This is a genomic window from Mesorhizobium sp. RSR565B (assembly GCF_054719465.1).
Window position 1 is genome coordinate 3,809,598 of the sequence record NZ_JBTTIE010000001.1, and the last position, 24,808, is coordinate 3,834,405.

General features: G+C 62.5%; 28 protein-coding genes. 10 read left to right on the forward strand and 18 right to left on the reverse strand.

Features of this window, described 5'->3' with window-relative positions; genetic code table 11:
• Positions 1 to 8 precede the first annotated feature (8 nt).
• The 3 genes from ACYG9R_RS18520 to ACYG9R_RS18530 form a co-directional block, all read right to left on the reverse strand.
• Positions 9 to 1,424: an ATP-binding protein gene (locus ACYG9R_RS18520; RefSeq protein WP_023672026.1), complete on the reverse strand. Its 1,416-nt coding sequence runs from the start codon at positions 1,422 to 1,424 to the stop codon at positions 9 to 11.
• Positions 1,425 to 1,500: 76 nt separating this feature from the next.
• Entirely contained in the window at positions 1,501 to 2,220 is a 720-nt protein-coding gene (locus ACYG9R_RS18525) for a response regulator (RefSeq protein ID WP_023672025.1), read from the reverse strand.
• Positions 2,207 to 2,740, reverse strand: coding sequence for a MarR family winged helix-turn-helix transcriptional regulator (locus ACYG9R_RS18530; protein ID WP_023734975.1), 534 nt, complete (start codon positions 2,738 to 2,740; stop codon positions 2,207 to 2,209). Before ACYG9R_RS18530 ends, ACYG9R_RS18525 begins: the two co-directional genes overlap by 14 nt.
• A 245-nt stretch (positions 2,741 to 2,985) precedes the next feature.
• On the opposite strand from ACYG9R_RS18530, the gene ACYG9R_RS18535 reads away from it, so the two are divergent.
• The 3 genes from ACYG9R_RS18535 (at position 2,986) to ACYG9R_RS18545 (ending at position 5,209) form a co-directional block, all read left to right on the forward strand.
• Positions 2,986 to 3,879 carry a branched-chain amino acid aminotransferase gene (locus tag ACYG9R_RS18535; RefSeq protein ID WP_023701589.1) on the forward strand — a complete coding sequence of 298 codons (894 nt, stop codon included), beginning with the start codon at positions 2,986 to 2,988 and terminating at the stop codon, positions 3,877 to 3,879.
• A gap of 145 nt (positions 3,880 to 4,024) precedes the next feature.
• Entirely contained in the window at positions 4,025 to 4,339 is a 315-nt protein-coding gene (locus ACYG9R_RS18540) for a hypothetical protein (protein WP_023672022.1), read from the forward strand.
• 231 nt (positions 4,340 to 4,570) lie between these two features.
• Positions 4,571 to 5,209 (forward strand): MBL fold metallo-hydrolase, encoded by a 639-nt coding sequence (locus ACYG9R_RS18545; protein WP_023695789.1) that lies wholly within the window; start codon positions 4,571 to 4,573, stop codon positions 5,207 to 5,209.
• Positions 5,210 to 5,274: 65 nt separating this feature from the next.
• Here ACYG9R_RS18545 and ACYG9R_RS18550 read toward each other — a convergent pair whose 3' ends face one another.
• The 3 genes from ACYG9R_RS18550 to ACYG9R_RS18560 all read right to left on the reverse strand — a co-directional run bounded on the left by ACYG9R_RS18550 (position 5,275) and on the right by ACYG9R_RS18560 (position 6,669).
• Positions 5,275 to 5,700: a BA14K family protein gene (locus ACYG9R_RS18550; protein ID WP_023672020.1), complete on the reverse strand. Its 426-nt coding sequence runs from the start codon at positions 5,698 to 5,700 to the stop codon at positions 5,275 to 5,277.
• A 192-nt stretch (positions 5,701 to 5,892) separates the two neighbouring features.
• Positions 5,893 to 6,105: a cold-shock protein gene (locus tag ACYG9R_RS18555; RefSeq protein WP_023672019.1), complete on the reverse strand. Its 213-nt coding sequence runs from the start codon at positions 6,103 to 6,105 to the stop codon at positions 5,893 to 5,895.
• Positions 6,106 to 6,456: 351 nt separating this feature from the next.
• Positions 6,457 to 6,669: a cold-shock protein gene (locus ACYG9R_RS18560; protein ID WP_006202520.1), complete on the reverse strand. Its 213-nt coding sequence runs from the start codon at positions 6,667 to 6,669 to the stop codon at positions 6,457 to 6,459.
• A gap of 483 nt (positions 6,670 to 7,152) precedes the next feature.
• On the opposite strand from ACYG9R_RS18560, the gene ACYG9R_RS18565 reads away from it, so the two are divergent.
• On the forward strand, positions 7,153 to 7,566 hold the full coding sequence (locus tag ACYG9R_RS18565; protein ID WP_023672018.1) for a Kazal-type serine protease inhibitor domain-containing protein: 414 nt from the start codon (positions 7,153 to 7,155) through the stop codon (positions 7,564 to 7,566).
• A 376-nt stretch (positions 7,567 to 7,942) separates the two neighbouring features.
• Here ACYG9R_RS18565 and ACYG9R_RS18570 read toward each other — a convergent pair whose 3' ends face one another.
• The 3 genes from ACYG9R_RS18570 to ACYG9R_RS18580 are packed head-to-tail and all read right to left on the reverse strand — an operon-like array spanning position 7,943 to position 8,650.
• Entirely contained in the window at positions 7,943 to 8,080 is a 138-nt protein-coding gene (locus ACYG9R_RS18570) for a hypothetical protein (protein WP_023683725.1), read from the reverse strand.
• 37 nt (positions 8,081 to 8,117) lie between these two features.
• Positions 8,118 to 8,384: a hypothetical protein gene (locus ACYG9R_RS18575; protein WP_023672015.1), complete on the reverse strand. Its 267-nt coding sequence runs from the start codon at positions 8,382 to 8,384 to the stop codon at positions 8,118 to 8,120.
• Positions 8,381 to 8,650: a hypothetical protein gene (locus ACYG9R_RS18580; RefSeq protein WP_023672014.1), complete on the reverse strand. Its 270-nt coding sequence runs from the start codon at positions 8,648 to 8,650 to the stop codon at positions 8,381 to 8,383. Before ACYG9R_RS18580 ends, ACYG9R_RS18575 begins: the two co-directional genes overlap by 4 nt.
• 323 nt (positions 8,651 to 8,973) lie before the next feature.
• Here ACYG9R_RS18580 and ACYG9R_RS18585 point away from each other — a divergent pair, with 323 nt between their 5' ends.
• Both ACYG9R_RS18585 and ACYG9R_RS18590 read left to right on the forward strand, forming a co-directional pair.
• Positions 8,974 to 9,156 carry a hypothetical protein gene (locus ACYG9R_RS18585; RefSeq protein WP_023683727.1) on the forward strand — a complete coding sequence of 61 codons (183 nt, stop codon included), beginning with the start codon at positions 8,974 to 8,976 and terminating at the stop codon, positions 9,154 to 9,156.
• 203 nt (positions 9,157 to 9,359) lie between these two features.
• Positions 9,360 to 10,994 carry a tetratricopeptide repeat-containing sulfotransferase family protein gene (locus tag ACYG9R_RS18590; protein ID WP_023691564.1) on the forward strand — a complete coding sequence of 545 codons (1,635 nt, stop codon included), beginning with the start codon at positions 9,360 to 9,362 and terminating at the stop codon, positions 10,992 to 10,994.
• A 7-nt stretch (positions 10,995 to 11,001) separates the two neighbouring features.
• On the opposite strand, the gene ACYG9R_RS18595 is transcribed toward ACYG9R_RS18590, so the two are convergent.
• Both ACYG9R_RS18595 and ACYG9R_RS18600 read right to left on the reverse strand, forming a co-directional pair.
• Positions 11,002 to 11,355 (reverse strand): DUF1428 domain-containing protein, encoded by a 354-nt coding sequence (locus tag ACYG9R_RS18595; protein ID WP_023733342.1) that lies wholly within the window; start codon positions 11,353 to 11,355, stop codon positions 11,002 to 11,004.
• A 71-nt stretch (positions 11,356 to 11,426) separates the two neighbouring features.
• A complete protein-coding gene (locus ACYG9R_RS18600; protein ID WP_023691563.1) occupies positions 11,427 to 11,855 on the reverse strand; it encodes a VOC family protein in 429 nt (142 codons plus the stop codon).
• Between the two features lie 217 nt (positions 11,856 to 12,072).
• Between ACYG9R_RS18600 and ACYG9R_RS18605 the strand changes: the two genes are divergently transcribed.
• Positions 12,073 to 12,687 (forward strand): glutathione S-transferase family protein, encoded by a 615-nt coding sequence (locus ACYG9R_RS18605; RefSeq protein WP_023691562.1) that lies wholly within the window; start codon positions 12,073 to 12,075, stop codon positions 12,685 to 12,687.
• 49 nt (positions 12,688 to 12,736) lie between these two features.
• Here the strand turns inward: ACYG9R_RS18605 and ACYG9R_RS18610 are convergent, their stop codons facing one another.
• From ACYG9R_RS18610 to ACYG9R_RS18625, 4 genes are all read right to left on the reverse strand, one after another.
• The gene (locus tag ACYG9R_RS18610; protein ID WP_023672009.1) at positions 12,737 to 12,910 is read right to left on the reverse strand and encodes a hypothetical protein; all 174 of its coding nucleotides are present in this window, start codon (positions 12,908 to 12,910) and stop codon (positions 12,737 to 12,739) included.
• Positions 12,911 to 13,057: 147 nt separating this feature from the next.
• Positions 13,058 to 14,584 (reverse strand): ABC-F family ATP-binding cassette domain-containing protein, encoded by a 1,527-nt coding sequence (locus ACYG9R_RS18615; protein ID WP_023823420.1) that lies wholly within the window; start codon positions 14,582 to 14,584, stop codon positions 13,058 to 13,060.
• A gap of 339 nt (positions 14,585 to 14,923) precedes the next feature.
• Positions 14,924 to 18,082 (reverse strand): excinuclease ABC subunit UvrB, encoded by a 3,159-nt coding sequence (gene uvrB / locus ACYG9R_RS18620; RefSeq protein ID WP_023672007.1) that lies wholly within the window; start codon positions 18,080 to 18,082, stop codon positions 14,924 to 14,926.
• 122 nt (positions 18,083 to 18,204) lie between these two features.
• Entirely contained in the window at positions 18,205 to 19,470 is a 1,266-nt protein-coding gene (locus ACYG9R_RS18625) for a hypothetical protein (RefSeq protein WP_023754565.1), read from the reverse strand.
• A 146-nt stretch (positions 19,471 to 19,616) separates the two neighbouring features.
• On the opposite strand from ACYG9R_RS18625, the gene ACYG9R_RS18630 reads away from it, so the two are divergent.
• Both ACYG9R_RS18630 and ACYG9R_RS18635 read left to right on the forward strand, forming a co-directional pair.
• On the forward strand, positions 19,617 to 20,663 hold the full coding sequence (locus ACYG9R_RS18630) for a CapA family protein (protein ID WP_031199227.1): 1,047 nt from the start codon (positions 19,617 to 19,619) through the stop codon (positions 20,661 to 20,663).
• Between the two features lie 46 nt (positions 20,664 to 20,709).
• A complete protein-coding gene (locus tag ACYG9R_RS18635; RefSeq protein WP_023741083.1) occupies positions 20,710 to 21,687 on the forward strand; it encodes a DUF3137 domain-containing protein in 978 nt (325 codons plus the stop codon).
• A 28-nt stretch (positions 21,688 to 21,715) separates the two neighbouring features.
• Here ACYG9R_RS18635 and ACYG9R_RS18640 read toward each other — a convergent pair whose 3' ends face one another.
• The 3 genes from ACYG9R_RS18640 to ACYG9R_RS18650 all read right to left on the reverse strand — a co-directional run bounded on the left by ACYG9R_RS18640 (position 21,716) and on the right by ACYG9R_RS18650 (position 23,840).
• Positions 21,716 to 22,717 (reverse strand): serine hydrolase domain-containing protein, encoded by a 1,002-nt coding sequence (locus ACYG9R_RS18640; protein WP_023823422.1) that lies wholly within the window; start codon positions 22,715 to 22,717, stop codon positions 21,716 to 21,718.
• A gap of 11 nt (positions 22,718 to 22,728) precedes the next feature.
• Positions 22,729 to 23,223 carry a YegJ family protein gene (locus tag ACYG9R_RS18645; protein WP_023823423.1) on the reverse strand — a complete coding sequence of 165 codons (495 nt, stop codon included), beginning with the start codon at positions 23,221 to 23,223 and terminating at the stop codon, positions 22,729 to 22,731.
• Between the two features lie 101 nt (positions 23,224 to 23,324).
• On the reverse strand, positions 23,325 to 23,840 hold the full coding sequence (locus ACYG9R_RS18650; RefSeq protein ID WP_023672002.1) for a hypothetical protein: 516 nt from the start codon (positions 23,838 to 23,840) through the stop codon (positions 23,325 to 23,327).
• 286 nt (positions 23,841 to 24,126) lie between these two features.
• On the opposite strand from ACYG9R_RS18650, the gene ACYG9R_RS18655 reads away from it, so the two are divergent.
• Positions 24,127 to 24,759, forward strand: coding sequence for a hypothetical protein (locus tag ACYG9R_RS18655; protein ID WP_155923215.1), 633 nt, complete (start codon positions 24,127 to 24,129; stop codon positions 24,757 to 24,759).
• The last annotated feature ends 49 nt before the right edge of the window (positions 24,760 to 24,808 follow it).

Consider the following 24,808-nt stretch of genomic DNA (forward strand, 5'->3'; position numbering starts at 1 on the left):
TGCTTTGGTCAGGCGGGCACCTTGATTACCGCCCTTAGGCCGCCGAGCGGGCTGTCTTCCAGCATGATGTCGCCGCCATGGCTGCGGGCAATATCGCGGGCGATAGAGAGACCAAGGCCGGTGCCGCTGGCGTCTAGGTTGCGCGCCTCGTCGAGCCGCACGAACGGTTTGAACACGTCTTCGCGCTTTTCCGGCGGGATGCCCGGACCGTCATCGTCGATGGTGACGACGAGTGAGCCGCGGCCGTGATCGGCGCTGATCTCCACCGTCTTGGCATAGCGCAAGGCATTGCCGGCGACATTGGACAACAGCCGGGCGAAAGCGTGCGGGCGCACATGCACGTCCGGATCACCGGCAAGCACGGTCGATAGCTTGCGCTTGTGCAGCGACGCCTCCTCGCCGAGCTTTTGGAAATAAGCCTCGAGATCGAAATGGCCGGCATCTTCCGACGCTTCGCCGCGGGCAAAGGCGATATAGCCTTCCAGCATCGACTGCATGTCGTCGATGTCCTGGTTGAGCGCGGCCTTGGTCTCGGGCTTGCCGCCGGCCAGCGCCAGCTGCAGCTTGAAGCGGGTGAGGATGGTTCTGAGATCGTGGCTGACGCCGGTCAGCATGGCGGTGCGCTGTTCCAGCTGGCGTTCGATGCGCTCGCGCATCTGGATGAAGGCAAAGCCGGCCCGGCGGACCTCCTCGGCGCCGCGTGGGCGGAAATCGCGCGGCATCGGCCGGCCCTTGCCGAAGCTTTCGGCGGCCTCGGCCAGAGACAGGATCGGCCGGATCTGGTTGCGAAGGAAGGGGATGGCGATCGTCAGCAGCACCAGCGACGTCCCGACCATCCAGATCAGGAAGATGTGGGTGTTGGAGGCATAGGCCTGGCTGCGGCGCACGAAGACGCGCAGCACCTTGCCCTCGAGCTGGATGCGGACCTCGACGATGTTGGAATTGCCGACCGTGTCGATCCAGAACGGGCGGTTGATCTGGCGGGTGATCTCGGTGGAAAGGACGTCGTCAAGGATCGAGAAGAAGGGCTTGGGTCCAGGCGCCGGCAACGGGTCGGGCGGCAAGAGGTCGACCTTCAACTGCATGCGGTCCTGGGCGATGCGGATGATGTTGGCGTAGTCGCCATCATGCGGATAGGTCTCGATCATGTCGATGATCGCGGCGATGTCGCGCACGGTGGCCTGCGACAGGCGCTGCGTCACGGTTGCCCAGTGGCGTTCCATGAAGTCGAAGGCGACGACCGACTGCAGAAGGATCATCGGCGCGATGACGATGATCAGCGAGCGGGCATAAAGCCGCTTGGGCATATAGAACGCAACCAGCCGCCAGAACCGCTTCCAGGCACGCGGCATTGCTTTCAGCGCGCGTGATACGCGCGCGCCAAAGCCGCCTTGTTCCGGCCGTTCCAGTTGCGTGGTCGCCATTTATCCTTCCGCTGGGTCAATGGCCGCTGGTCGATGGCCACATATCTATGGCCAAAGGGCGGCCGTCAGCGGCATTCTATTCCACGCTGAGCCGATACCCAATACCGCGCACCGTCTGCAGCCAGACCGGATTGGACGGATCGCGCTCGATCTTGCGGCGCAGCCGGTTGATCTGAACGTCGATGGTGCGCTCGCCGACTTCCGAATCGTCACCGACAAGCTCATGGCGCGGGATGGTTTCGCCGGCCCGCGCGGCAAAGATCGCCAGGATCTCCTGCTCGCGGTCGGTCAGCTTCAGAGCCTCGCCGCCCCGCTTCAGCTCGCGCCTGGCGATCTGGAAGGTGTAGGGGCCGAAGACCAGCTGCTCGACCTTGGGCGTCGTCGCCGGGCCGCCGCGGCGCAGGATGTTGTTGATGCGCAGGATCAGTTCGCGCGGGTCGAAGGGCTTGGGCAGATAGTCGTCGGCGCCGGCCTCGAGCCCGGTGATGCGGCTGTCGGTTTCCGATAGCGCGGTGAGCATCAGGATCGGCACGTTCTTCTCCGCCCGCAGCGCCTTGGTGAGGTCGACGCCGGTCTCTCCGGGCATCATGACGTCGAGGACAAGGAGGTCGAAGTCGAGCCCGGCGAGCTTGCGCCTGGCCTCGCCGGCATTTCCGGCGACAGTGACGCGAAAGCCATTTTCGGTCAGATACTGCTTGAGCAAATTGCGGATGCGGGTGTCGTCGTCGACCACAAGCAGATGCGGCGCGTCATCGTCCGGCGCCGTCGGCTGGTCCACCCTCTCAATGGTCTCCATGACTTTTCCCTGACATGTTTGCAGGCACAATGTCGATCTGCGCCCTTAGTTCCGGATTGACCATGGCTTCCAGGAATCGTTCGATCAAGGGACGCTCGCTGGCTCCGGAATCTTCCAATGCAGCACGGATGCGGCGTGACTGTGGCCGCGCCAGGGCCAGCGCCAAGGCGCGGCCCTTGGCTGTCGGATAGAGCTCCCGCTGGCGGCGGTCGCGCGGACCCTGCAATTGGACGACATGGTCGGTGTCGATCAGCTGCTTGAGCACCCGCGCCAGGCTCTGCTTGGTGATCTTGAGCACGTCGAGCAGTTCGGCGACCGTCAGTCCCGGCCGGCGGTTGACGAAATGCAGCACACGGTGATGGGCGCGGCCAAAGCCGTAATCGGCCAGGATTTGGTCCGGATCGGAAGTGAAATCGCGATACGCAAAGAAGAACAGTTCGATGATGGCGAAGTCGATGCCGTCCTCGTCGGTGATCGGTGTCTTGATCGGTTTTCCGGCAGCTGGGCTTCGATCCGTCATCATTTCTCCGTCCATAGAGGGAAATTATGTCAGTACTATTGACGTAATTTCCCCGCAATGGTAATTTTTGACAAGCTTTTCGGGTGAATGCGAACGAAAAGGCAAGGGAGTGCGGTTTTTCCGGAACTTCCTGAGTTTGCCAGAGTTCGATTCTCCGCTTACGCTTCAAGGGCCGCCCGACGCGGCTGTCGCGCAACAAAAAACAACACTAATGATGTGCGGGTCGCCGCCCGCGGGAGGTTTCCATGGCATCCGTTCCCTTCGACCAACTGGACGGCTTCATCTGGATCAACGGCGAGTTCGTCAAATGGGCCGACGCCAAGATCCACGTGCTGACCCACGGCCTGCACTATGCCAGCGCCGTCTTCGAGGGCGAGCGCGCCTATGGCGGCGCCATCTTCAAGCTCAATGAGCACACCGAGCGTCTGCATGAATCGGCGCGCCTGCTCGGCTTCAATATTCCCTATTCCGTGGCCGAGCTCAATGACGCCTCGACCACGCTTCTGAAGAAGCAGGGTTTCCAGGACGCCTATGTCAGGCCGATCGCCTGGCGCGGCAGCGAACAGATGGGGGTGTCGGCGCAGAACAGCCGCATCAACTGCGCCATCGCCATCTGGCAATGGCCGAGCTATTTCGACCCGGCGCAGAAGCTCAAGGGCATCCGTCTCGATCTGGCGGAATGGCGCCGGCCCGATCCGCGCACCGCGCCGTCGAAGTCGAAGGCCGCCGGCCTCTACATGATCTGCACCATGTCCAAGCATGCCGCCGAGGCCAAGGGCTATGCCGATGCCATGATGCTCGACTGGCGCGGCCAGGTCGCCGAAGCAACGGGCGCCAACATCTTCTTCGTCAAGGATGGCAAGATCCACACGCCGAAGCCCGATTGCTTCCTCGACGGCATCACCCGCCGCACCGTCATCGGCCTCGCCAAGGACCGCGGCCTTGAAGTCGTCGAGCGCGCCATCATGCCTGAGGAACTCGAAGGCTTCGAACAGTGCTTCCTCACCGGAACGGCAGCGGAAGTGACGCCGGTCTCCGAGATCGGTCCGTACCGATTCGAGGTCGGCGAGATCGACAAGACTTTGATGAACGACTATTCTGCTGCGGTGCAACCTAAGCATGCGATAGCCGCAGAATAACGAAAGTCACAGCTTTTTTCGCAAGCAGGGGCGGTTTTGAGGCCGGCCCCTTTATTTCAGCATCTGTGCATTTGACTTTCGTACAATTCAGCGTCTCATGATGGTGTCGGCCCGGGAGGCTGGCAGCTATGGAGGGACTAGGTACATGGATACGAATACGCTCATTGCGCTCGTTGTACAGGTAATTGCAGGTGTTGTCGGTGGTCAGGCGGTCGGCGTTGCGCTGAAGAATGCGGCGATGGGCCAGTTGACCAAAATCCTCGGCGGCGCGGTTGGCGGCGTTGGCGGGGCGGCGATCCTCGGCAGCCTGCTCGGCGGCACGGCCGACCCGGCAGCGGCTGCAACGGCAGCGGGCGGATTGGGCGATACGCTGAACCTCAAAAACCTGCTCGGCGGCGCCGGCGGCGGCGCCATCCTGACCGGCATCATCGGTGCGGTCATGGGCGCGATGAAGAAGTAAGCCAACTAGATCATTCACCGTTTCACGGCGAATGATCTAGTTTGTTGTTTTACGCAATTCCGGACGGAAAACCGCTTTACACTTTTCCTGGAATTGCTTGAGACTGAGGCTTCGTCAAATGGGCGGCCGTTGGGCCGCCCATTTCTGTTTTAGGACGGACTGTTTGCCTTTCAGCAGTGGACGGCCTTCGCCCGCGCCTCTACATCACGCTGGAACAGCGAAAGGACAATCATGGGTCAGCTCAATGCCGGCATCGTGCCGGTCACGCCTTTCCAGCAGAACTGCACCATCCTGTTCGACATGGATGACAAGCATGGCGTCGTCGTCGATCCGGGCGGCGACATCGACAAGGTGCTGGCGGTGCTGAAGGACAATGCGATCACCGCCGCTGCGATCTGGATCACCCATGGCCACATCGATCACGCCGGCGGCGCCATGGAGCTGAAGGAAGCACTCGGCATCGAGATCATCGGCCCGCACGAAGCCGACAAGCTATTGCTCGACAATCTCGAGAACCAGGGCCAGCGCTACGGCATTGCCGGGGCGCGCAACTGCGTGCCCGACCGGTTTCTCGCAGAGGGCGAGACGGTTTCGTTCGGCTCACATATGTTCGAGGTGCTGCACTGCCCCGGCCATGCGCCCGGCCATGTCGTATACTACAATCGCGCGGCGAAGTTCGCTCATGTCGGCGACGTGCTGTTTCGCGGCTCGGTCGGGCGCACCGACCTGCCGGGCGGCGACCATGCGGCGCTGATCGCCTCGATTAAGAACAAGCTTTTGCCGCTCGGTGATGAGATCGGCTTCATCTGCGGCCACGGCCCGGGTGGCCGCTTTGGCGAGGAGAGGCGGACCAATCCCTTCCTGACTTAGCGATGTCTTTCTGCCAAAAAAAAGCGCTGGCCTTGCGGTCAGCGCTTTTTGTGGGACAGGGAAGCTCAATTCGCGACGCAGAAATGCTGCTCACCGTCATTGCCGGTGAACGTGCCGCTGCGGGCATTGAAGCTCCGGTAGCGGTCCGAGCAGTATTCGTACCAGTCGCGGGTCCACGGCTCGGCATAGCGGTCGGCATAGACGACCCGCGGTTCGGCATAGTAACGGCGCACCGGCGCCGGCCGCACTTCGCGGTAGTCGTAATCGTCATCATAGCTGCTGTAGCGCGGCTGCGGGTTGCTCAGCGCACCGGCGATCAGAGCGCCGGCCGCAAGGCCGACGACACCGGCCGCAAGCGCGTCGCCATTATGATGACGACCATGGCCATGATGCCAGCGGTTCCAGTCCTTGGCATTGGCGGCAGGCAAGGTGGCGAGGGTGGTCGCGGCGAGAGCGGCGCCCAGGATGGCGGTCTTGAAAATGCGATTCATTTTGGTCTCCTTCGTGCCGGCCCGGATAGTTTTCGGGGATGCGGTCCAGCCTAGGGGACGATTAATAGAAGACCGTGGCTGAACGGGGGCTGAACGGAATTGGCTGATACGATCCAGTTCTTGCGGCAAAACCAAGCGCGTACGCAAGGCGCTCCGCCTCGTCAATCTCCGTCCGGACTGTCTTGAGCCGGCTTAGCCGACCGACAGGTTGACGGCCTTTGGACCCTTGCCGCGCTTGTCCGGCTCGGTGTCGAATGTCACTTTTTGTCCATCCTCCAGACCGGAAAGACCCGAAGCCTGCACGGCCGAAATATGAACAAAGACATCCTTCTGCCCGTCGTCGGGCGTAATGAAGCCGAAGCCTTTGGCATGATTGAAGAATTTGACGGTGCCGGTCTGCGGCATGGGAAGCTCCCTTTGATCCCATAAAGTCCAGTTTCGGGCCGGCAAATGCCCGAAGGGAAATTTGTCCTTTATTTTAGCGCTATCGGCAAGAGAAAGTTTTGGCGACGGCGGCAACGCTGAAGGCTGGTCAAATAGATCGTGGCACCGAAGGCAATTCGCGCCAGACGATTGCTCCGGCGATCAGCCACGGCATTGACCGATAAAGCGTCCTTTGCCTCCGGCGACGGCGGTCATGAAAAAGGCGCAACGGGAAACGTCGCGCCTTCGAAACTCTGGACGGCTGACAAAGCCGGTTCAAACACGCTTTAGGTGCTTTTTCGAGCGCCCGACGGGCGCGCGGGCACCGCCGGTTCAGGCCGCGCGGAGGTTGACCGCCTTCGGACCCTTGCCCATGCGGTCGGGTTCAACGTCGAAGGTGACCTTCTGGCCGTCGACGAGGGTACGCAGGCCCGAGGCCTCGATCGCGGAAATGTGGACGAACACATCCTTGGCGCCGCCGTCGGGCGTGATGAAGCCGAAGCCTTTGGTCGCGTTGAAGAATTTAACGGTGCCGGTCTGGGCCATTGGGGAAACTCCTTCACCCGTGTCAGTCTTATGGTTTGCCCGCCGCCTGGCATCGTGGGCAAGTCCCGGTGGTTGCTTCGGCAGTCCTGCATTTGCGCATGGTAAAACCCCCCGCCGAAAATGGGGCCGTCAGAGATTCACAGTATCGGGGAAAGGTCGTCCAAAACGTTCCGCTCTCCGGGTCGCAAATGCCCGAACACAAAATTTATCGCACGGAAACGTGATCGTTGCAAGATAGCGCCGCGGGCCGCGTCCATCGACGCATCCCAACGAAGGCGCTTCGATAAACCTGGGTTCTTAAGTTTCATCAGCCAGAGCCCGGCCACGCATGGTCCAGCGGTTTGGTCCAGGGCCAAAGCAATGCGCGGGCCGGGCATCGCATGGCTCCCGCGCCGCAAACGGGGGTTGCATTTGGCAAGGGAATGGCGAGGATCGACAGGCGCGTTTTGCGCCGGGGACGGGGGTCTCGAGGGAGGCATATTCATGAGATTTCTTGCGACGATCTTCTCGCGCCAGGGTTTTACTATTCTCTTCCTGTCGGGTCTTCTTGCGGCCTGCACCGTCGTCGTCGATGACGGGCCGGGACCACGTCCGCGCCCGCCACGGCCGGAACCGGAATTCTGCACCAGGCAATACGAGCCGGTCTGCGCGCGGCGCGGCGGTGACCGCCAGACCTTCGCCAATGCCTGCCTTGCCGAACGGGAAGGCTACCGCATCGTTCGCGACGGCCCTTGCCGCGACGGCGGCGGTGGTGGCGGTGGTGGCGAAGAGCCGACATTCTGCACGCGCGAATACGCCCCGGTCTGCGCCCGCCGCCATGGCGAGCTGCGCACCTTTCCCAACGCCTGCGAGGCCCGTGCCGCCGACTACCGCGTCGTCGAGGACGGCCCCTGCTGATTTTTCCTTCTCCCCTGTCGGGTGAGTCCGCCGGAGGCGAATTCACCGTCCCACTGGCACGATAAAAAAGGCGGCGAATGCCGGGACCCTGCGAAGCAGCGGGGACCGGGCGGGTGGACCGGACCACCCTTGGTCCTTCGCAGGCTCAGGGCGTTCGAAACTCGAAAAGCCAACAATTGGCTTTTCGTCCGCTGCGCGGACCGCTTCTCACCTCCAAGGGAAGAAGGATACCTTGTCGAGCGTGGCTTCGTCGACGTCGCGCGAGCGGCTCGACGAAGAACGTCAAGCAAGCCTCCGTTGCAGAGTTTTGGGCGAGATCGTCAGTCCGAGATCGTCAGTCCATTGCCGGCAGGTGCGCCAGGCGCGCCCTGCCTGGTCAGCCCTTCGACTTCGGCTTCAGGCTGCTCTCTGCCTGCTTGACCGAGGAACCGAACGGGGAGGCGGCCTTGGCCACCACCTTGTCTTTCTTGGGCTTGCGCGTTTCGCGATTGCTGCGCTGCTGACCCTTGGCCATCTGTCTGCTCCTTCGTACGTGCTGGGTGGGTGCGGTGTCAGACTGCCTGGCTGTCGGGGACAGCCGGGGCGTCCGCTACTTCGAGGTTGTCTTCCGTGGTGACCCGCTCATAGGTCTCCTCCTCGCTGCGGATGCGATATTGCGGCGAGCCATCCTTGACCGGCAATCTGCTCTTGATCTGAAACAGCTCGGCGGTCTTCTGGGCGAGCCCGCTGCGGCTCTTCATGCGCACGGTCTGGCCGATGGCGAAGAGGTGCGAGGGCGTGTCGGTGCGCGGACGCGCATTCTGCTGGAAGCGGATCATGCTGCGTTCTCCTGGTCGCGCCTCAGCGCTGTTTCGAGTTCGAGGTAGTCGATGGCGACAAGCTGGCTGGTGGCCGGGTTCTTCACCGCCCTTGCCGGCAAATGGATGAAGGTGGCGACGCGACGCCAGGCAAGCCGCGACATGCCCTCGATCAGCTCTTCGTCGTGATCGATGTCATAGTCGCCGGCCGGCAGTTGCCCTTCCAGCCCGCCAAGCACGAAGGGTGCCGCGAAATGGGCGATGGAACGGGTGGTGCGATCCGGCATTGGCTTGGCTCTGGTTCGTCGATGCTTTCCGGCATCAACCGGGAACTCAACCATCGGCGATTGGAATGAGTTTGGCGGGTCGAGTATCTCCGACGCCGCTATATGCCAAGCTTGACCCAAAAAACGATCTCAGATCAATAATCCGAAATTGTTGGCTATTCAAGCTGATTTCCGCCACGGCTCGACCGGTATAAAAAATTTCTCGTATAAACCCCTAATAAATCTGCTATCGTGGAACAATATCAGCCAATTTCTTATTTAGAGCGCATCGGAATAATTATTCCGGTGCCCCTAAGATTATTTTTTACGAAAGGCAAAAATATATGAGATTCATGAAAACGCCGGATCGTCCGACCGCAACAATCGAGCCAATCGTCCTCTTCCCCAAGGCAATATCAGTGCGCCTGACGATAAGAAGCGACGAAGCGGCACGGCGCAAGATTGCCGACACCGACGGCACGCAACGGCGGGAGCGCCGGCTCGCCGAGAGCAACCGGCTGATTTGAACGCTACATTTTCCTGGAATTCCTCTAGAGTTTCGAAGAGGTCCGCGCCCTTGGCGAGCCCACTCTTCCCTTGAACCTGCAGCGCCGATGGCCTAGATCGCGGCAAGCGGACAAAACACGGCAGGTTTCCCATCAACAGAGATCAGAGAAGAGCGGCGGGTGCTGGAGCTGGCGGACAGCCGCCGCTGGGCCTCGACCAATATGTGCAGCAGGCGCTGCAGCTGCATCAGGCCGGGCGCCGGCAGGAGGCCGAGACGCTGTACCGGCAGGTGCTGGCGCGCAAGGCCAATCACCCGGCAGCGGCGCATTTCCTGGGCCTGTTGCTGCACCAGACCGGGCGCAACCCCGAAGGCCTGGAGCTGATCGAGCAGTCTGTGCGTCTGCAGCCGAAGAATCCCGATTTCCTCAACAATCTCGGCACGGTGATGCGCGATCTCGGCCGCATCGCAGCGGCCGCCGATTTCTTCCGCGGCGCGGTAGATCTCAAGCCCGACCAGCTCGCGGCACGCGACAATCTGGGTTCGGCGTTGAAACAGCTCGGCCAGTTCGAGGCTGCGGAGGACATCTATCGCGGCACAATCGGGCGCAATCCCTTCCATGTCCGCGCCCGCATCGGGCTTGCCGAAACGTTGCAGGAAGCCGGTCGTCTGGACGAGGCGCTGGCGACCTTTCGCGAGGCGCTGACGATCCGGCCCAGGGATGCCGACCTGTTGCACGGGCTCGGCGTCGGGCTGATGGAAAAAGGCAAGCTCGATGAGGCGGCCGACCTGTTCCGGCAGGCGCTGGCGATCACGCCAGGCATGGCAAAAGCCTGGCTGATGCTGACGCAGGTCAAGCGCCAGAAGGAGCGCGACGCCGAACTCGCCGGCATGGAGGCCCAGCATGCCAAGGCGCCGGCCGACAGCCTGGCGCGCATGCAGCTGTCCTTCGGTCTCGGCAAGGCCAATGACGATTTGAAGGACTACAACAGGGCCTTCGACTATTTCGCTGAAGGCAATGCGATCCGCCGCAAGGGCATCGATTATGATCCGGTCAGGACGCGGGCCGAATTCGAGGCGATGAAGACGGTGTTCAACGCCGGCTTTTTCGAAAAGCACAAGCCAAGTGCAATCTCCGACGACACGCCGATTTTCGTCGTCGGCATGCCGCGCTCCGGCACCACGCTGGTCGAACAGATCATCGCCAGCCATCCACAAGTCTATGGCGCGGGCGAGCTCAGCATGTTGAAAACCGCGGTCGGCAAGCAATTTCCGCTGACCATGCCGGGAGGTTTCCCCTGGGGACTGGTCGATGTATCCGACGCGGAGTTTGCGGAGGCGGGCCAAGCCTATCTCGACATGCTGCATGAGCGCTATCCCAACTTCAGGCATGTCACCGACAAGATGCCCGGCAACTTCCTGCTCATCGGCTTCATCCATATGATGCTGCCGAAAGCCAAGATCATCCATTGCGCGCGCGATGCGGCGGCGACCTGCCTTTCGATCTACAAGGTGCATTTCCGCGGCGACAACCACCGCTACGGCTATGATCTGGGCGAGCTCGCCGATTTCCACAACATCTACACCGACATCATGGCGCATTGGCACGATGTTCTGCCGGGCGTCGTCCATGACGTGCGTTACGAGGATTTCGTGGCCGACCAGGAGGGACAGACGCGGGCGCTGATCGGGCATCTCGGCCTGTCCTGGGACGACAAGGCGCTGTCGTTCCACGAGACCGACCGCCCGGTGCGCACGGCCTCGGCCGCGCAGGTGCGCCAGCCGATGTATCAGGGCTCGGTCGATCTCTGGAAGCGCTATGGCGACAGGTTGAAGCCGCTGCTGGACAAGCTGGCCTGAGCAGCGGCTAAAGCTCGATGAAGGGCTGGAAGCCGCCGAAGATCATGCGCTTCATATCGAAGGGCATGGGCCCCGAATCGGGCGTCAAACGCGGATCGGCCATAACCTTGGCCATTACCGCGTCGCGGCTTTGCCTGGACGAATAGACGGCCCAGGCGAAGACGACGATCTCGTCGTCTTTTGCCTGAACGGCACGCGGAAACGAGGTCAACTCGCCATAGGGCACGTCGTCGGCGGTACATTCGACGTAGGCGAGCGCTCCGTGTTCCTTCCATATCGGGCCTGCGAGGTTGGCCAGCTTCTTGTAGTCATCGATATTTGCCTTCGGCACGGCGAGCACGAAACCATCGACATAGGACATGAGGTTCTCCTTGGAGTATCTCACAAAGCTCCTTACCGGCGTCAGCCGGTGAGGAGCTTTGTCAGCGGTGGTCAGTCTTTCTTCGCCGGCGCGTTCATCGCCCATTCGACCCCGAAGGGGTCGCGCATGTTGCCCCACTGGTCGCCCCAGAACATCAGCTGCAGCGGCACTGCGACTTCGCAGCCGGCACCGACCGCGCGCTTCCACCAGCCATCGATCTCGTCGGCGCCGAGATGGAGCTGCATGGTATAGCCCTGCGGCTTGACGGCAGGCATGCCGTTTTCGGGGTAGAAATCGGAAATCATCAGCGTCGAGCCGTTGATGTGGAGATGGATGTGCATCGTGCGGCCCTGCTCATCGGGCGGATAGAAGAACACCTGTTCGGCGCCGAAAGCCTTCTTGTAGAATTCGGCGGCCTTGAAGGCGCCGTCCAGCTGCAGATAGGGGGTCAATCCACCGAGAACTTTCGCGGCCGGCTGAATGGGGGTCTGGTCGGTCATGTCTTGTTCCTCTTTGGGTTTGGTCTGGGCGCTTGGTTGGCCTTGCGAACCCTAGGACGAACGAGGCGGCGGCGATCCTACATGTCTGATGCGATTTTCTGGGCCGATGCGATTTTCTGGCGAAACGAACTTGCGTCGGCGGCGCCCAATCAGAGCGCAATCCTCGGTATGAGCAGGCTAGAAAAGGGGACTGCTTCTCCAACCCGCTGAGACGACAATGATCCTCTATTACCAGACCCATTCGCCCTTTGCGCGCAAGGCGCTCGTCTTCGCCCATGAGGTCGGGCTTGCCGACCGGCTCGAGGTCATTCATCACGAGACCAGCCCGACCTTGCGCAATGCCCGTGTCTACGCCGAAAACCCGCTCGGCAAGGTGCCGGTGCTGCTGCGGCCGGATGCGCCGCCGCTCTTCGATTCCGATGTCATCTGCGCCTATCTGGATACGCTGCATGACGGCCGCAAATTGCTGCCGCAGGACGGCGAAGCGCGCTGGCAGGCGTTGCGGCTGCAGGCGGTCGCCCAAGGCCTGGCGCAGACGGGCATAGGCCTGCGCTGGGAGACGGAAAGGCGGCCCGAACAGTTGCGCTATGCAGCGCTTGCCGAAGGCTACCGGGAAAAAATCGAGGCCAGCTATGACTGGATCGAAAGCGCGCTGGACGCCGAGACATCGCTCCATGTCGGCCATATAGCGCTTGCCACCACGCTGTCCTGGATGGCGTTCCGCCAGCTGCCGTCCTTTCGCGCGCGGGCGCGGCTGACGCGCTGGTTCGAGGCGTTCGAAAAGCGTCGATCGATGCAGGCGACGCCGCTGTCTGGCGATACGCATGACTGAGCAACGGTCGCCCCGCGGCGGCCTGCATCGATCTTTCCCGACCGCATGGTCAGGGCGCCCTGCAGATCCGCGGGCCGTTTTGCGCGTCGATGAGGATTTCCGGCCAGCCGATATCCTTGCGCAGTTCGATCGGCAGGGCCAGAAGCTCGCGCTCGCTGCGATAGCGGGCGCGGTTCTGTGCGTAACGGGCGGCGACGCGGCCTATGGATGACAGGATGGACATGATGCGTTCTCCTCAGATGAAGCCGGCATCATCGTGTCGGCATCCCAAGGACGCAGCAGGTTCAGGCGATCCGACAGAGCGCTGAAAATATTCTGAGAGATGTGAAACCATGGGCCGCAACACAGTGCGGCCCATGGTGGTAGTTCCTCAGCCCGCCGTTTCAGCCACTGAGCGGAAGAAATCCTCGGGGTCTTCGACTTCGGTCAGCTTCCGCTTGTCGATCAGCCAGAAGCGGTTGCCGATGGCGCGGATGAAGGAACGGTCGTGCGAGGCGAGCACACAGCTCGCCTGGTGCTTGAGCAGTTCCTCCTCCAGCGCTTCCTGGCCGTCAATGTCGAGATGGTTGGTCGGCTCGTCGAGCAGGTAGAAGTTGGGGTTGGCGAGTCTCAGCGCCAGCATCATCAGCCGCGCCTTCTGGCCGCCGGACAGCACGCCGATCTTCTTCTCCTGCATCTCAATGACAACGCCGGCGCCGGCAAGCAGCGAACGGGCGCGCTGCTCGCCGACATCGTAGCGGCGCGAGACCATGGCCAGAGGCGTGTCGTCGCCACTGATGCCGGCCAGCGCCTGGTCGCTGTAACCGAGCACCGTCGACGGCGTCACTTTGACGTTCGGCACCGTGTCAGGCTCGGAGATGGCATTGCGGATCAGGTTGACGAAACGCGACTTGCCGACGCCGTTGCGGCCGAGCAGCACGATGCGATCGCCCTGGCAGATGTGGCGCTTGCCGGTCTTGAACAGCAGCATGCCGTCCGGCGTTTCCACCGTGGCGTCGTCCAGCGTAATCAGCACCTTGGCATGGGTGCCGCGGTTGGCCAGCCGGATCGCGCCGGCTGATTTCTCGCGATGCGCCGATACCGCGGCGTCTTCCAGCTTCTCCGCCCGTTCCCTGAGTTGCTTGGTCTTCACCGTCAAAAGGTCGCTGCCGGAATTGATGCCGATGTTGTTGAGCTTGGCGGCCTGCTTGCGCAGTTGCTGCGCCACCTTCATGTCGCGCTCGAACCGGCGCGCCGTCGAAGCGTCCAGGTCGTCGAGCGCTTGCCTCGCCCTGGAATAGGGCAGTGCAAACACCGGCGAGTCCTCCGGGCGCAAGAACAGCGTGCGGTTGGTGACGGCGTCGAGAAAGGCGCGGTCGTGACTGGCGATGACCACCGGCACCTCGCGAGGCAGGGCGTTCAGCCAGCTTTCCAGCTGGCTGATCTTGGCGAGGTCGAGATGGTTGGTGGGCTCGTCGAGCAAAAGCACATCGGGGTCGGTGACCCAGACGCGGGCAATCAGCGCCAGCCGCTGCCATCCGCCGCTCAGCGCCTGCATCGGCCGTTCGCGCATCGGCTCGGGCACGTCGAGCGAATCCAGCGCCACGTCGACCCGCCACATCTCGCTGTCGGCCTGCCCCGCCGGCAAGGCGTCGGCCACCACCTGGTGGAAGCTGCGGCCGAGAAGGGCAGGAGGAACGGATTGTTCGACATGGCCGACGCGCAGGCCGCGCGTGCGGGAAATGTCGCCGGAGGTCGGCTCCATTGCGCCGGTCAGGCACTTCAGCAAGGTCGACTTGCCACGGCCATTGGCGGCAACGATGCCGAGCCGGTCGCCGGTGCCGATGGTGAGGTCGAGGTTGGAAAACAGCGGCGCACTCATGGTGACGCCGAGGGATTTGAGGCTGATCAGGGCCATTGTGATTTCTCTGGTCTTGCCGGTGTCCGGCTCAATGCACTTTGACGGTGCGCGTGCCGGCCATCAGGCTCAGCTTTGCGCACCACGAAGGGCAGACCAAAAAAATCGAAGCGGGAAAAAACCCGTGATGTCCCTGGTCAGCCCTGCAAGCGAACTCGCAGGGCAGAAATCGGGCCACGCTGACGATGGTGATCGATAGACACGCAGCCCTCCTTTCAAGACAAAACTTTGAGTGTGTGGAGCGATTACACCAAAGGCGGGGGTGGAGGCAAGTGGGCGACGGATGCGGCGGTGGTGGAGCGCTCTTCCCTTCTCCCACAAGGGGAGAAGGGAAGAGGTCTATTTCCCCGGCCGTCCCGTCTTGCCCGGCCGGCGCTTTTCGCGGCGGGCGTCGCCTGGGTCTTCGTAGGAGCCGATGCCGGCGCGCTGGCGAATCATTGGCTTGGCGTCGCGATCCTTCGCGCCTGTCCCGCCGGACATCTCCCCCAGCTGGGGGGAGATTGGCTGGGGCTTGGCCGGCATTTTTCCTTCGACCGGCTTTTCGGTCCGCCGAACCGTCATCTCGTCCAGTGAGTTCTTCTTGAACAGGGGCCTAGTCGCGTCGCCCGGAATGCCGAAGTCGGAGCCGTGCGCTTCCTGCGCCGACTGTTTCTTGAACAGCGAGCGCGACACCGCGCCTGACGGCGTCGGCATGTCGGTACCAGGCCCCATATCGTCGATCGACGGCTTGGCAAATAGCGGCTTCTTCACCGGCACGGCGCCCTCGGCACCCATTTCGTCGAGCGCCGGCTTGCGGAAGAGGTTGGACCGGGCAGCCCTGGCCGCCTCTTCAGCCGCGCGTGCGTCGTCGAACTTGCGGAAACGCTCCTGTTCCTCAGCCGTACGGTGCTTGGCCACGCCCTTGTTGTGCTTGCCCTTCTCGCGGCCGGAGACCGGGCTTTCCATGTCGGCGTATTTGGCCAGCGGGTCTTCCGAGATGGACAGTTCCATCTCGCGCAGCCGCTTGATCTCGTCACGGATGCGGGCGGCCTTCTCGAAGTCGAGATTGGCGGCGGCGTCGCGCATCTGCTTTTCCATGGCGTCGAGATGAGCCTTGAGATTGTTGCCCATCATCGCACCGGCGCCGTCGGTGAACTGCGAGATATCGGCGCGGACATGGTCCTTCTCGTAGACCGAGTCCAGAATGTCGGAGATGCGCGACTTCACCGATTCCGGGGTGATGCCGTTGGCCGCGTTCCATTCCATCTGCTTTTCGCGGCGGCGGTTGGTCTCGGCCATCGCCCGCTCCATCGAGCCGGTGACCTGGTCGGCATAGAGGATGACCTTGCCGTCGACGTTGCGGGCGGCGCGACCGATGGTCTGGATCAGCGACGTCTCGGAGCGCAGGAAGCCCTCCTTGTCGGCGTCGAGGATGGCGACGAAACCGCATTCAGGAATGTCGAGGCCTTCGCGCAGCAGGTTGATGCCGACCAGCACGTCGAAAGCGCCGAGGCGGAGATCGCGTAGAATCTCGATGCGCTCCAGCGTGTCGATGTCGGAGTGCATGTAGCGAACGCGCACGCCTTGCTCATGCAAATATTCGGTCAGGTCTTCGGCCATGCGCTTGGTCAAAACGGTGACCAGCGTGCGGTAGCCGGCGGCCGTGGTGTCGCGGATTTCGCCGACGACATCGTCGACCTGGCTTTTCGCCGGGCGGACTTCGACCGGCGGATCGATCAGGCCGGTCGGGCGGATGACCTGCTCGGCGAACACGCCGCCGGCCTGTTCCATCTCCCAGGCGCCGGGTGTCGCAGAAACCGCGACGGAGAGCGGGCGCATGGCGTCCCATTCCTCGAAGCGCAACGGGCGATTATCCATGCAGGAGGGCAGGCGAAAACCATACTCCGCCAGTGTCGCCTTGCGCCGAAAGTCGCCACGATACATGCCGCCGATCTGCGGCACGGTGACGTGGCTTTCGTCGATGAAGACCAGCGCGTTGTCGGGGATATATTCGAACAAAGTCGGCGGCGGATCGCCCGGCTGGCGTCCCGTGAGATAGCGCGAATAGTTCTCGATGCCGGCGCAGGAGCCGGTGGCTTCCAGCATCTCAAGATCGAAGCGGCAGCGCTGTTCGAGCCGCTGTGCCTCCAGCAGGCGGCCGGCGCGCTCGAGCTCGACCAGCCGGTGCTTGAGCTCCTCCTTGATCGACTTGATCGCCTGGTTGAGCGTTGGACGCGGCGTCACATAGTGCGAGTTGGCGTAGATCTTGACGCTCTTCAGCTCGCCGGTCTTCTGGCCGGTGAGCGGATCGAATTCGGTGATCGCCTCGATCTCGTCGCCGAACATCGAGATGCGCCACGCCCGGTCTTCAAGGTGAGCCGGGAAGATTTCGATCGTGTCGCCGCGCACGCGGAACGAGCCGCGGACGAAATTGATGTCCTGGCGTTTGTATTGCTGGGCGACGAGATCCGCGAGCAGAGCCCGCTGGTCGAGCCGGTCGCCGATCTGCATCTGGAAGGTCATCGCCGTGTAGGTCTCGACCGAGCCGATACCGTAGATGCAGGACACCGAGGCGACGATGATGACGTCGTCGCGCTCGAGCAGCGAACGCGTGGCCGAATGGCGCATCCGGTCGATCTGCTCGTTGATCGAGGATTCCTTCTCGATGAAGGTGTCGGTGCGCGGAACGTAGGCTTCCGGCTGGTAGTAGTCGTAGTAGGAGACGAAATACTCGACCGCATTGTCGGGGAAGAATTTCTTGAACTCGGAATAGAGCTGCGCGGCCAGCGTTTTGTTGGGCGCCAGGATCAAAGCAGGGCGCTGCGTCTGCTCGATCACCTTGGCCATGGTGAAGGTTTTGCCGGAGCCGGTGACGCCGAGCAGCACCTGAGTGCGATCATTGTTGTCGACGCCCTCGACAAGATCCTTGATGGCGGTCGGCTGGTCGCCGGCCGGCTCGAAATCCGACACCATCTTGATGGCGATGCCGCCTTCGGATTTTTCCGGGCGGGCAGGGCGGTGCGGCGTCCACAGCACGCCGTCCTTGTGCAGCGGGTTGCCGGATTCGATCAGCGCCGACAGCGCCGCGACCGTCGCGGTGACGCTGCCCGAGGCCATCGTCTCGGCGTCTTCCAGCGAGATGTCGAGACCGGCGACCGGGTTGAGGCCGGCGGCGGTGCGCTCGCGGGCCGTGGCCGCGCCGCCCATCGAGGTGCCGCGCGAACTGCGGCCGGGGGAGGTTGAGCGTTCCGGAATCTTCTTCGCCACCTTCGGCGGCTTGGCGCCGCCGGAACTACGCCCTTCCTTCTCGGCCTCCTGCTCTATCTGCTCTGCCCAGTCGGCAATCGAGCCGCTCAGCGGCGTGCCGGTGAAGTCGGCCTGCGGCGCCTCGGCGAAGCCGCCTCTGTGCAGAGGCTCCGAGGCATCGAGGAAATCGGTCAGCGGGCTGCGCCGCTTCGGCGGCGAAGCGCCGTTGTCACCCGCCGGAGACGGTGTCTTTTTGTCAGGGAGTTTGGCCATGCCCCAAATATGGGCAGAGTCCGCCAAAATGGAAAGAGTGCAGTGGCGAAGGGCGCTAAGCGGGTCGAAGCTCCTGACACAAGGGTGTCAGGAGCTGTGTTACGCGAAGCCAGGCCGCCTGCTCAATTGAACCACAGCGCGAAGGTCAAAAACCCACCGCCACCGAACTGGCGCTGGATCTGGTCGAACTCGCCGCTGGTTACGATCTCACCGCTCTCGAGGTAGGGCGCGATGGCCGGGCCGGTAATCGACAGCACTAGGTCGAAAGGCTTCGGTTCTTCGAAGAAACGCTTCATGTTGATGCCCTGGCCGGTGCTGACCGTGATGCGGAAATGCGGCAGCAGCTTGCGGCCTTCCAAAAGGTCTTCGGCCATGGTCAGAGTGGCGAGCCAGGCCTCGACCTGCTCCTCGCCGACTTCGAGCCCGGTGAGCGGGTTCTCGCCCTTCTGCTGCGGTCCCGGCAGCCATTCGCGGTCATTGTCGGTCTCGGCGCGGATCGCCTTCCAGTCCTGGCGCGACAGCCGGATCATTTCGAGCAGATGGCGGCGCGCCGCTTGACGTCGCTCGGGCTCGACCACCGGCCAGTTGACGAGGTGAACCATGGAGATGAAATCCGCGATGCGCCATTCCGATGAGAAGATGCTGCTGCCCATGTCCCCGGCGGGAGGCACCAGAACGTCCTGCAGCGGCAGTTTGGCGCGCGGGAACAGCATGTGGAACGAGCCGTCGAACATGGTCCTGAAATCATGCGCCAGCCAGAAATCGGCCTGCGCCATCAGGAATTCGGCATAGCCCTGCAGCCAGAAACCGTCGGCCCGGTCGAAGCGGAATGTGAGCGAGGGAGCGGCGCCGTCCGACGAGATACCGCCGCGCGACAGCGAGGCCATGATCGCGGCCATGCTTTCATCCGGCGCGATGGCACCGTCTTCGTTGAGATCGATGCCGGCATGGGTGAGGTCGACGACCATGCCGATATCGGCATCGGCGGGTACCGAGCCCAGAGTGGCCGCGGATGTCTCCAGCCGGTCGCGGAAGGCGACCAGAATGGCGCGGAACTGCTCATAGGTCAGCGGTTCGGGATTGGGATTGTCCGGAATCGGCAGCCGCATCAGCGGCAGCATGAATGATTGCGGGCTTTCGAACCCGTGGCGGTGCAGACCGCCGGCGAGGATTTCCAGCGCGGTGAAGAATTCGCCGGCCCCGGCGGCATAGGCTGACGCCGGATCGCCCTGGGCTGCAGCCTCGAGCGTGGTAAGCGCGGCGTTGCGCTCGGTCACCGTTTTGGCCTCGAACAAAGCGGTTGCCGCTTTGGGCGCGGCGGCGCGGGCCGAAGATAAAGGCAGCAACAGGAGGAGGGCGGACGCCAGCAGGCCTGCAAAACGTGTCATCTCATCCCTCCACTATGCGATGCGCAGACATTACACGCATTTGGCGCCGTGTCTGCCGGCGGCAGTGTTTCAAGGACTGACGGTCGACACTTCCCGGGCAGACCGTCTACACAAGCTAACCGATTGGGCAAACGATTGGGCGTCGCGTGTCGAACTATCCGCTTTCCTACAAACTGTCATGGCTGCCGCGCTTCCTGAAACCGTCTCTCGGCGGCGATGTCAGGGATCTCGCACCGAGGGCGGCGACGACGATCATCGATCCGCCGCCGGGGCGGAAGGTGCGGCTGGCCTTTGTAGGCGATATTTCGGCGGTGGCCAACCGTAGTGCGCCGGAGTGCGATCCGGAAATCGCAAAGCTCTTGGGCTCAGCCGATCTGGTGATCGGCAATTGCGAAAGTCCGGTCGTCGAGCGGCCGAGCGTGGCGTTTGGCACGCGGCTTGGCACTCACCATGCGATGAGCGAGCGGTTTCTTGCCGCGGCGCTTGCTGCCGTAGGCATCGCGCGTGAAAAGCTCGTGCTGTCGCTGGCCAACAACCATGTGCTCGACCAGGGCGTCGCCGGTTTCGACGAGACCGTTGCGGCGTTGAAGCGGCTTGGAATCCGCACCATCGGCACCGCGAAAAAAGGATCGGTCGAGCAGGTCAAGGCCGGGCCGCTGACGATCGGCTTTGCCGCCTTCACACTGTGGCGCAATGGTGACGCCGGGCCATTCACCGAGCTTGTCTCGATGCAAGGCGATCCGGCGGCATGGCCGAGAGGCGCGGCCGACAAGAACATCGATCTCACCTGTGCGGTGCCGCACTGGGACTGGGAGTTCCGGCATTTTCCGCAGCCGCAAACGCAAACGCTGGCGAGGTTGCTGGCCGGTCACGGCGTGGGGCTGATTGCCGGGCACCACGCCCATGTCGTGCAGCCGGTGCAATGGGTCGGCAAGACGCTCGTGGCTTACGGGCTTGGCGACTTCCTCGGCACGGCGCTGGCGCGGCAGCCCTGGCCCGGCCGCATCGCCGGCATTTTCGTCGTCGATGTCAGCGCAGATCTCGGCATGCGCGGTGCGATCGCCGGGTACCGGATGCATCCCTTCATGCGGCTGCGCGCAGGCGGGCATGAGCGGCTGGTTCCGGTCGAGGCGCTGACTGGCCGGATGAAGGGCAAGGTCCAGGCCAGGCTGAAGGCGATCTTTGGCGACTGACAACTTTCCCGTTATCATAGGTATAATAGGACTTTGCGAGGGGGCGATGGAAGCAGCTGAGTTCATGCCTGATGAAGCGGTGGTCGCCGGCATCAGGAAGAATATCGAGATCTATGAGGCTGGACGGGCTTCGGCCTGCCGCCAGGTGCGCTGGCGGGTGCCGGTGTTTCTGGGGCTGCTGCTGGTTTTTGTCGTGCTGGTGGCCTGGCTGTTCAACAAGGTCGCCGACTTGAACGAGCAATGGTTCTCGACGCCGCATGTGTTCCTCTATGTCGGCGGTTTCTTCGCGGCGCTGCTGCTGTACTTCCTGGCGATCAGGCCGGCGACGCGGCTGCAGCAATCGTTCCGTGACACGCTGCTGCCGATCATCTTCGGCTTCATCAGGGATGTGCGCTATCAGCACAGCGTGACGCCGAATTCCTTCGACCGGCTGCCGCGCGCCGTGGTCGGCGCCTTCAACCGGCAGAGCTTCGACGACATCGTGTCAGGCCGCTACGAGGATTTTCCGTTCGAGCTCTACGAGGCGGAGTTGCGCCAAGGTTCGGGCAAAGGCTCGTCGACGGTCTTCAAGGGCGTCATCGTTGCGTTCGAGACGATCGCGCCGTTCCCCGGCATATTGGTCGCGACGCGCCGCAGCAACGCGGTGGTCGGTTTCTTCCGCGGCATCTTCGCCGGCAAGATGCAGGAACTGTCCAGCGGCGATCCGCTGCTCGACGGCGACTACGAATTTCGCACCGACAATGTCGCCGCCGCGCAGCCGCTGGTGAGCGGCCGGTTGGCGCAGGCGCTGAAATGGCTGCACGAGACATGGCGCGATGATCCGGCGCGGGTGGCACTTAATGGCAGCGATGGTTTCCTGCTCTTGCCGCAGCCGAAGAATTTCTTCGAACTGCCCGCCATTTCCGTGCCACTCGATTACACCAAGCACATCGCCCCGATGATCGCCGATATGGGCGCGATCCTGGCGACCGCGGCGCTGGTGCGCAAGATCGGCGCGACGGATGGCGAGGCGGCCGCAAGCTAGGCAGTTCCCGATTGCAACAAGCCGCCATTCATCCGGGTGCGGCTCTCGCGACAAGGCGGACAATATCGCCGAGCCTGCGCTGCTCCTCGGCGGATCTGGAGCGGCTGACCGCGAGGTTGACGACTACCAGTTCGGCTGCCGGCAAGACGCCGATCATCTGACCGAAACCGCCATGGGCGAAATAGCGAACCCTGGGCAAATCCGCATTGCGAAGAACGGTGGCTTCGGACTGGGCTTCGCCATCACGGCCGGTCGTCCACCACATGTAACCATAGCCGCTTCCGTCTGGAGTGATCGAATAAGCCTTTGTGCTGTCTTCGATCCACGCCCGCGGCACGATCTCCGTGCCGCGCCAGCTGCCTTTGCGCAGGTACAGAAGGCCGAATCGGGCAAGATCGCGCGCGGTCATGCGAAAATGATAGGCGGGGTGCTCCGATTCGGGGCCGCGCAAATACGCGCCGTCGTCAGGGTGAAAATCCTGCATGCCGAGCGGGACGGCGATGTCGGCATGGAAGCCGTCAAAAACGGAGCGGCCGGTTGCCCTCTCATAGATGGTGCCAAGGGCGTTGAAGTCCCAATTGTTGTAATACCAGTGGCTGTCCCTGGGGTGGCTGCCGCGGACGGGCCGGTTGGCTTTCATCTGTTCGGATTCGGCGAGCGCCGGGTGGTAAATCCCGGACCGAGCCTTGATGAGATCGCCGACTGTTGCCTGCTTTTCGGCTTCGCTCAACGACGGCGCGACATCATCGATGCCGAGCTCGCCCAGCGTGTTGTCCAGACGAATGCGTCCGCGCTTGACCTCGATGCCGATTAGAGCGCTCAGCAGGCTTTTGCGGACCGAGCGGATGACGACTTTTTTCGAGGCCGAACCGCTGGATGCGACGACAGATCCGCGATGGATGGCCACAGACGCTATCGAACCAAATTGCCGTGCCGCTGCTTTCGCCTCGGCGAGGAGATCGACGTTCCATCCGGCATCGGCCGCCGATACGACGTTCCATTTTTCGCCGGGATATTCAGCCCCTTTCATGTCGCCGCGCCTCAGCAGTCGAAGCCGTAGTTCTGGCGATAATATTCGACATCTTCTTGCGCCATCGTCTTGAACATCACGCAGACGGTGAAGCTGCCGACCTGGCGACCGTTTCTGGTGTAGCCCCAGTCGGAAATATCGTCCCGGTTAAATTCGAGTTCCTGGCCGGCCACGACATTGTGCACCGCTTGCGGCTCATTGGCCAATGTTCCTGCAAAGCCGGTCGCGGTCTTGTGGAAGGGGATGATCCAGAAATGTTCCGAGGCGTCTCCGTCCCTGACCTCGACCTTCAATTTGTAGCTGGTTGTCCCGGCTGGCGGCGCATCCGACAAGGACAGGAATTCATCGAGGCTGGCGCGCGCCTGCGCAATGGCCGCCGCCATTTCCGGATCGTCCCTGGCGACGCCTACAACCTTGTCGCCGCCCTGGCCGGAATCCTGCGCACCGGCTGGAATCGGCGCCAAGGCCAGCACCAGGGACAGCACGGTTCGAACTGCATGCTTCATGAAATGGCGCTCCTGCGTGTCGATGCCTGACACCATCATGCATCTATCTGGAGTTTTCAACGGCAGTGCGACAGCGTGGTATGGTCCGAACGGCAGGCCGCTCACAACCCGCTCGGCACCAGCCCTGCCAGCCAGTTCGCGGACCGCTTGGCAATGCCGACCGTTGCCGACGCGACGCGGCCGAGATCTGTCTTGACCACGGCGTAGCCGTTCCTGGTGCGGTAGAGCACGCCTGTTCCGCCATCGACCACTTGCTCGTAGGCGACGGGCCGTACCGCTGCTGCCTCCATGGCCGTCGTCGGGGAGCCGACGGGAACGCTCGGCCGATGGCTCAGTTCCGGCGGCAACGGGGTTTGGACATTCCGGCTGGCCGGCTTCAGTTCCGGGCGGGATGCGGCCGCCGCCAGTTGCGAAGAAGACGCCGACCCCTTGCTGCGGCAGATGCCGGAGACCAGCGGATAGTCGAAGTTCTTCTGGTGCAGCATCTGGCTTTTCATCGCCGCTTCGCAGTCGGCGATAGTCGCCCACTTCGCCGGCGTCTCGCCGATATATTCGCAAAGCTTGGCGTCGCAGTCGCAGCCGACAATGGTCATGGCGACAAGGGCGGTCTTGATCACGGTCTTGTCCTTCGGATTGCCCCCCGGCAGCCAGTCCTTCCATCGCGCGCGAACAAGGCGGGATTTTGGCCGCGATCACGCGATGAGCCGGGGGATGCGTTTTTCGGGTACGGCTCACTATAGGTGGATTTCGAGACACCCGGTAGCAGATAGGGCGGGAGCGTGATGCATTTGCAGGAAGAAGCCTGAATAAATCTTGTCGGCTATGGCCGCGACAACTGTTTCTTGGCCCGGTTTTCTACTACGATACTCACGGGGCGATACAACAATATAGGAGGGGTTTGTCATGGGAAGAATTGTCCGGTCCGCTGAGCCTGTGCCGAAAAGGGATTCAACGCTCGAGGGCATTCCAGGCGATGCTCCGCTCGGCGTCGACGATGACAAGCAAGAAGATCAAGGATCGAAAGGCGGCGACGGCTATCTCGACCGGGTTGCGAAGTACGTGCCTGCCGAAGTCGTGGCATTTTTCATCTTCGTCAACTCCATCCTGGTCAATGCCACTGAGCAGCCGGTTGCCAAGGCGTTGACCGATGCGGTGGCGGAAGAGACCAAAGGCAATCCGGGGGACATTCCGGGTAAGGTGCAGGCAGCCATCTATAAGATTGAAATGGCCGGTATCAGCGTCTGGACCATTTCATGGATCATGTTGATCGTCGCGCTGGCGATGACGCCGGTGTATCTGAAATCGGTCAGCGATTCAGCCGACAATGCGGAGGCTCCGGGAGCCAACATCGTCATGTCGATGCTCGCCTTCCCATTCTGGGCCTATGCCGTCAACGCGCTGGCCCTCAGGCCATGGCATGACGGTGCGCTGGCCAGCATCATGCTCGCCACCTTCACGCTCATCAGCGGCGCCATACGGCCGGAATATATAAACGCTGGCCTCAATTTGATCCCGGGCATCGGCCCGAAGAAGTAGCTTGGCCCGCCGGGCAGGCCGCGGTGCGGGCGCGGCTTCAGTTGTAGAC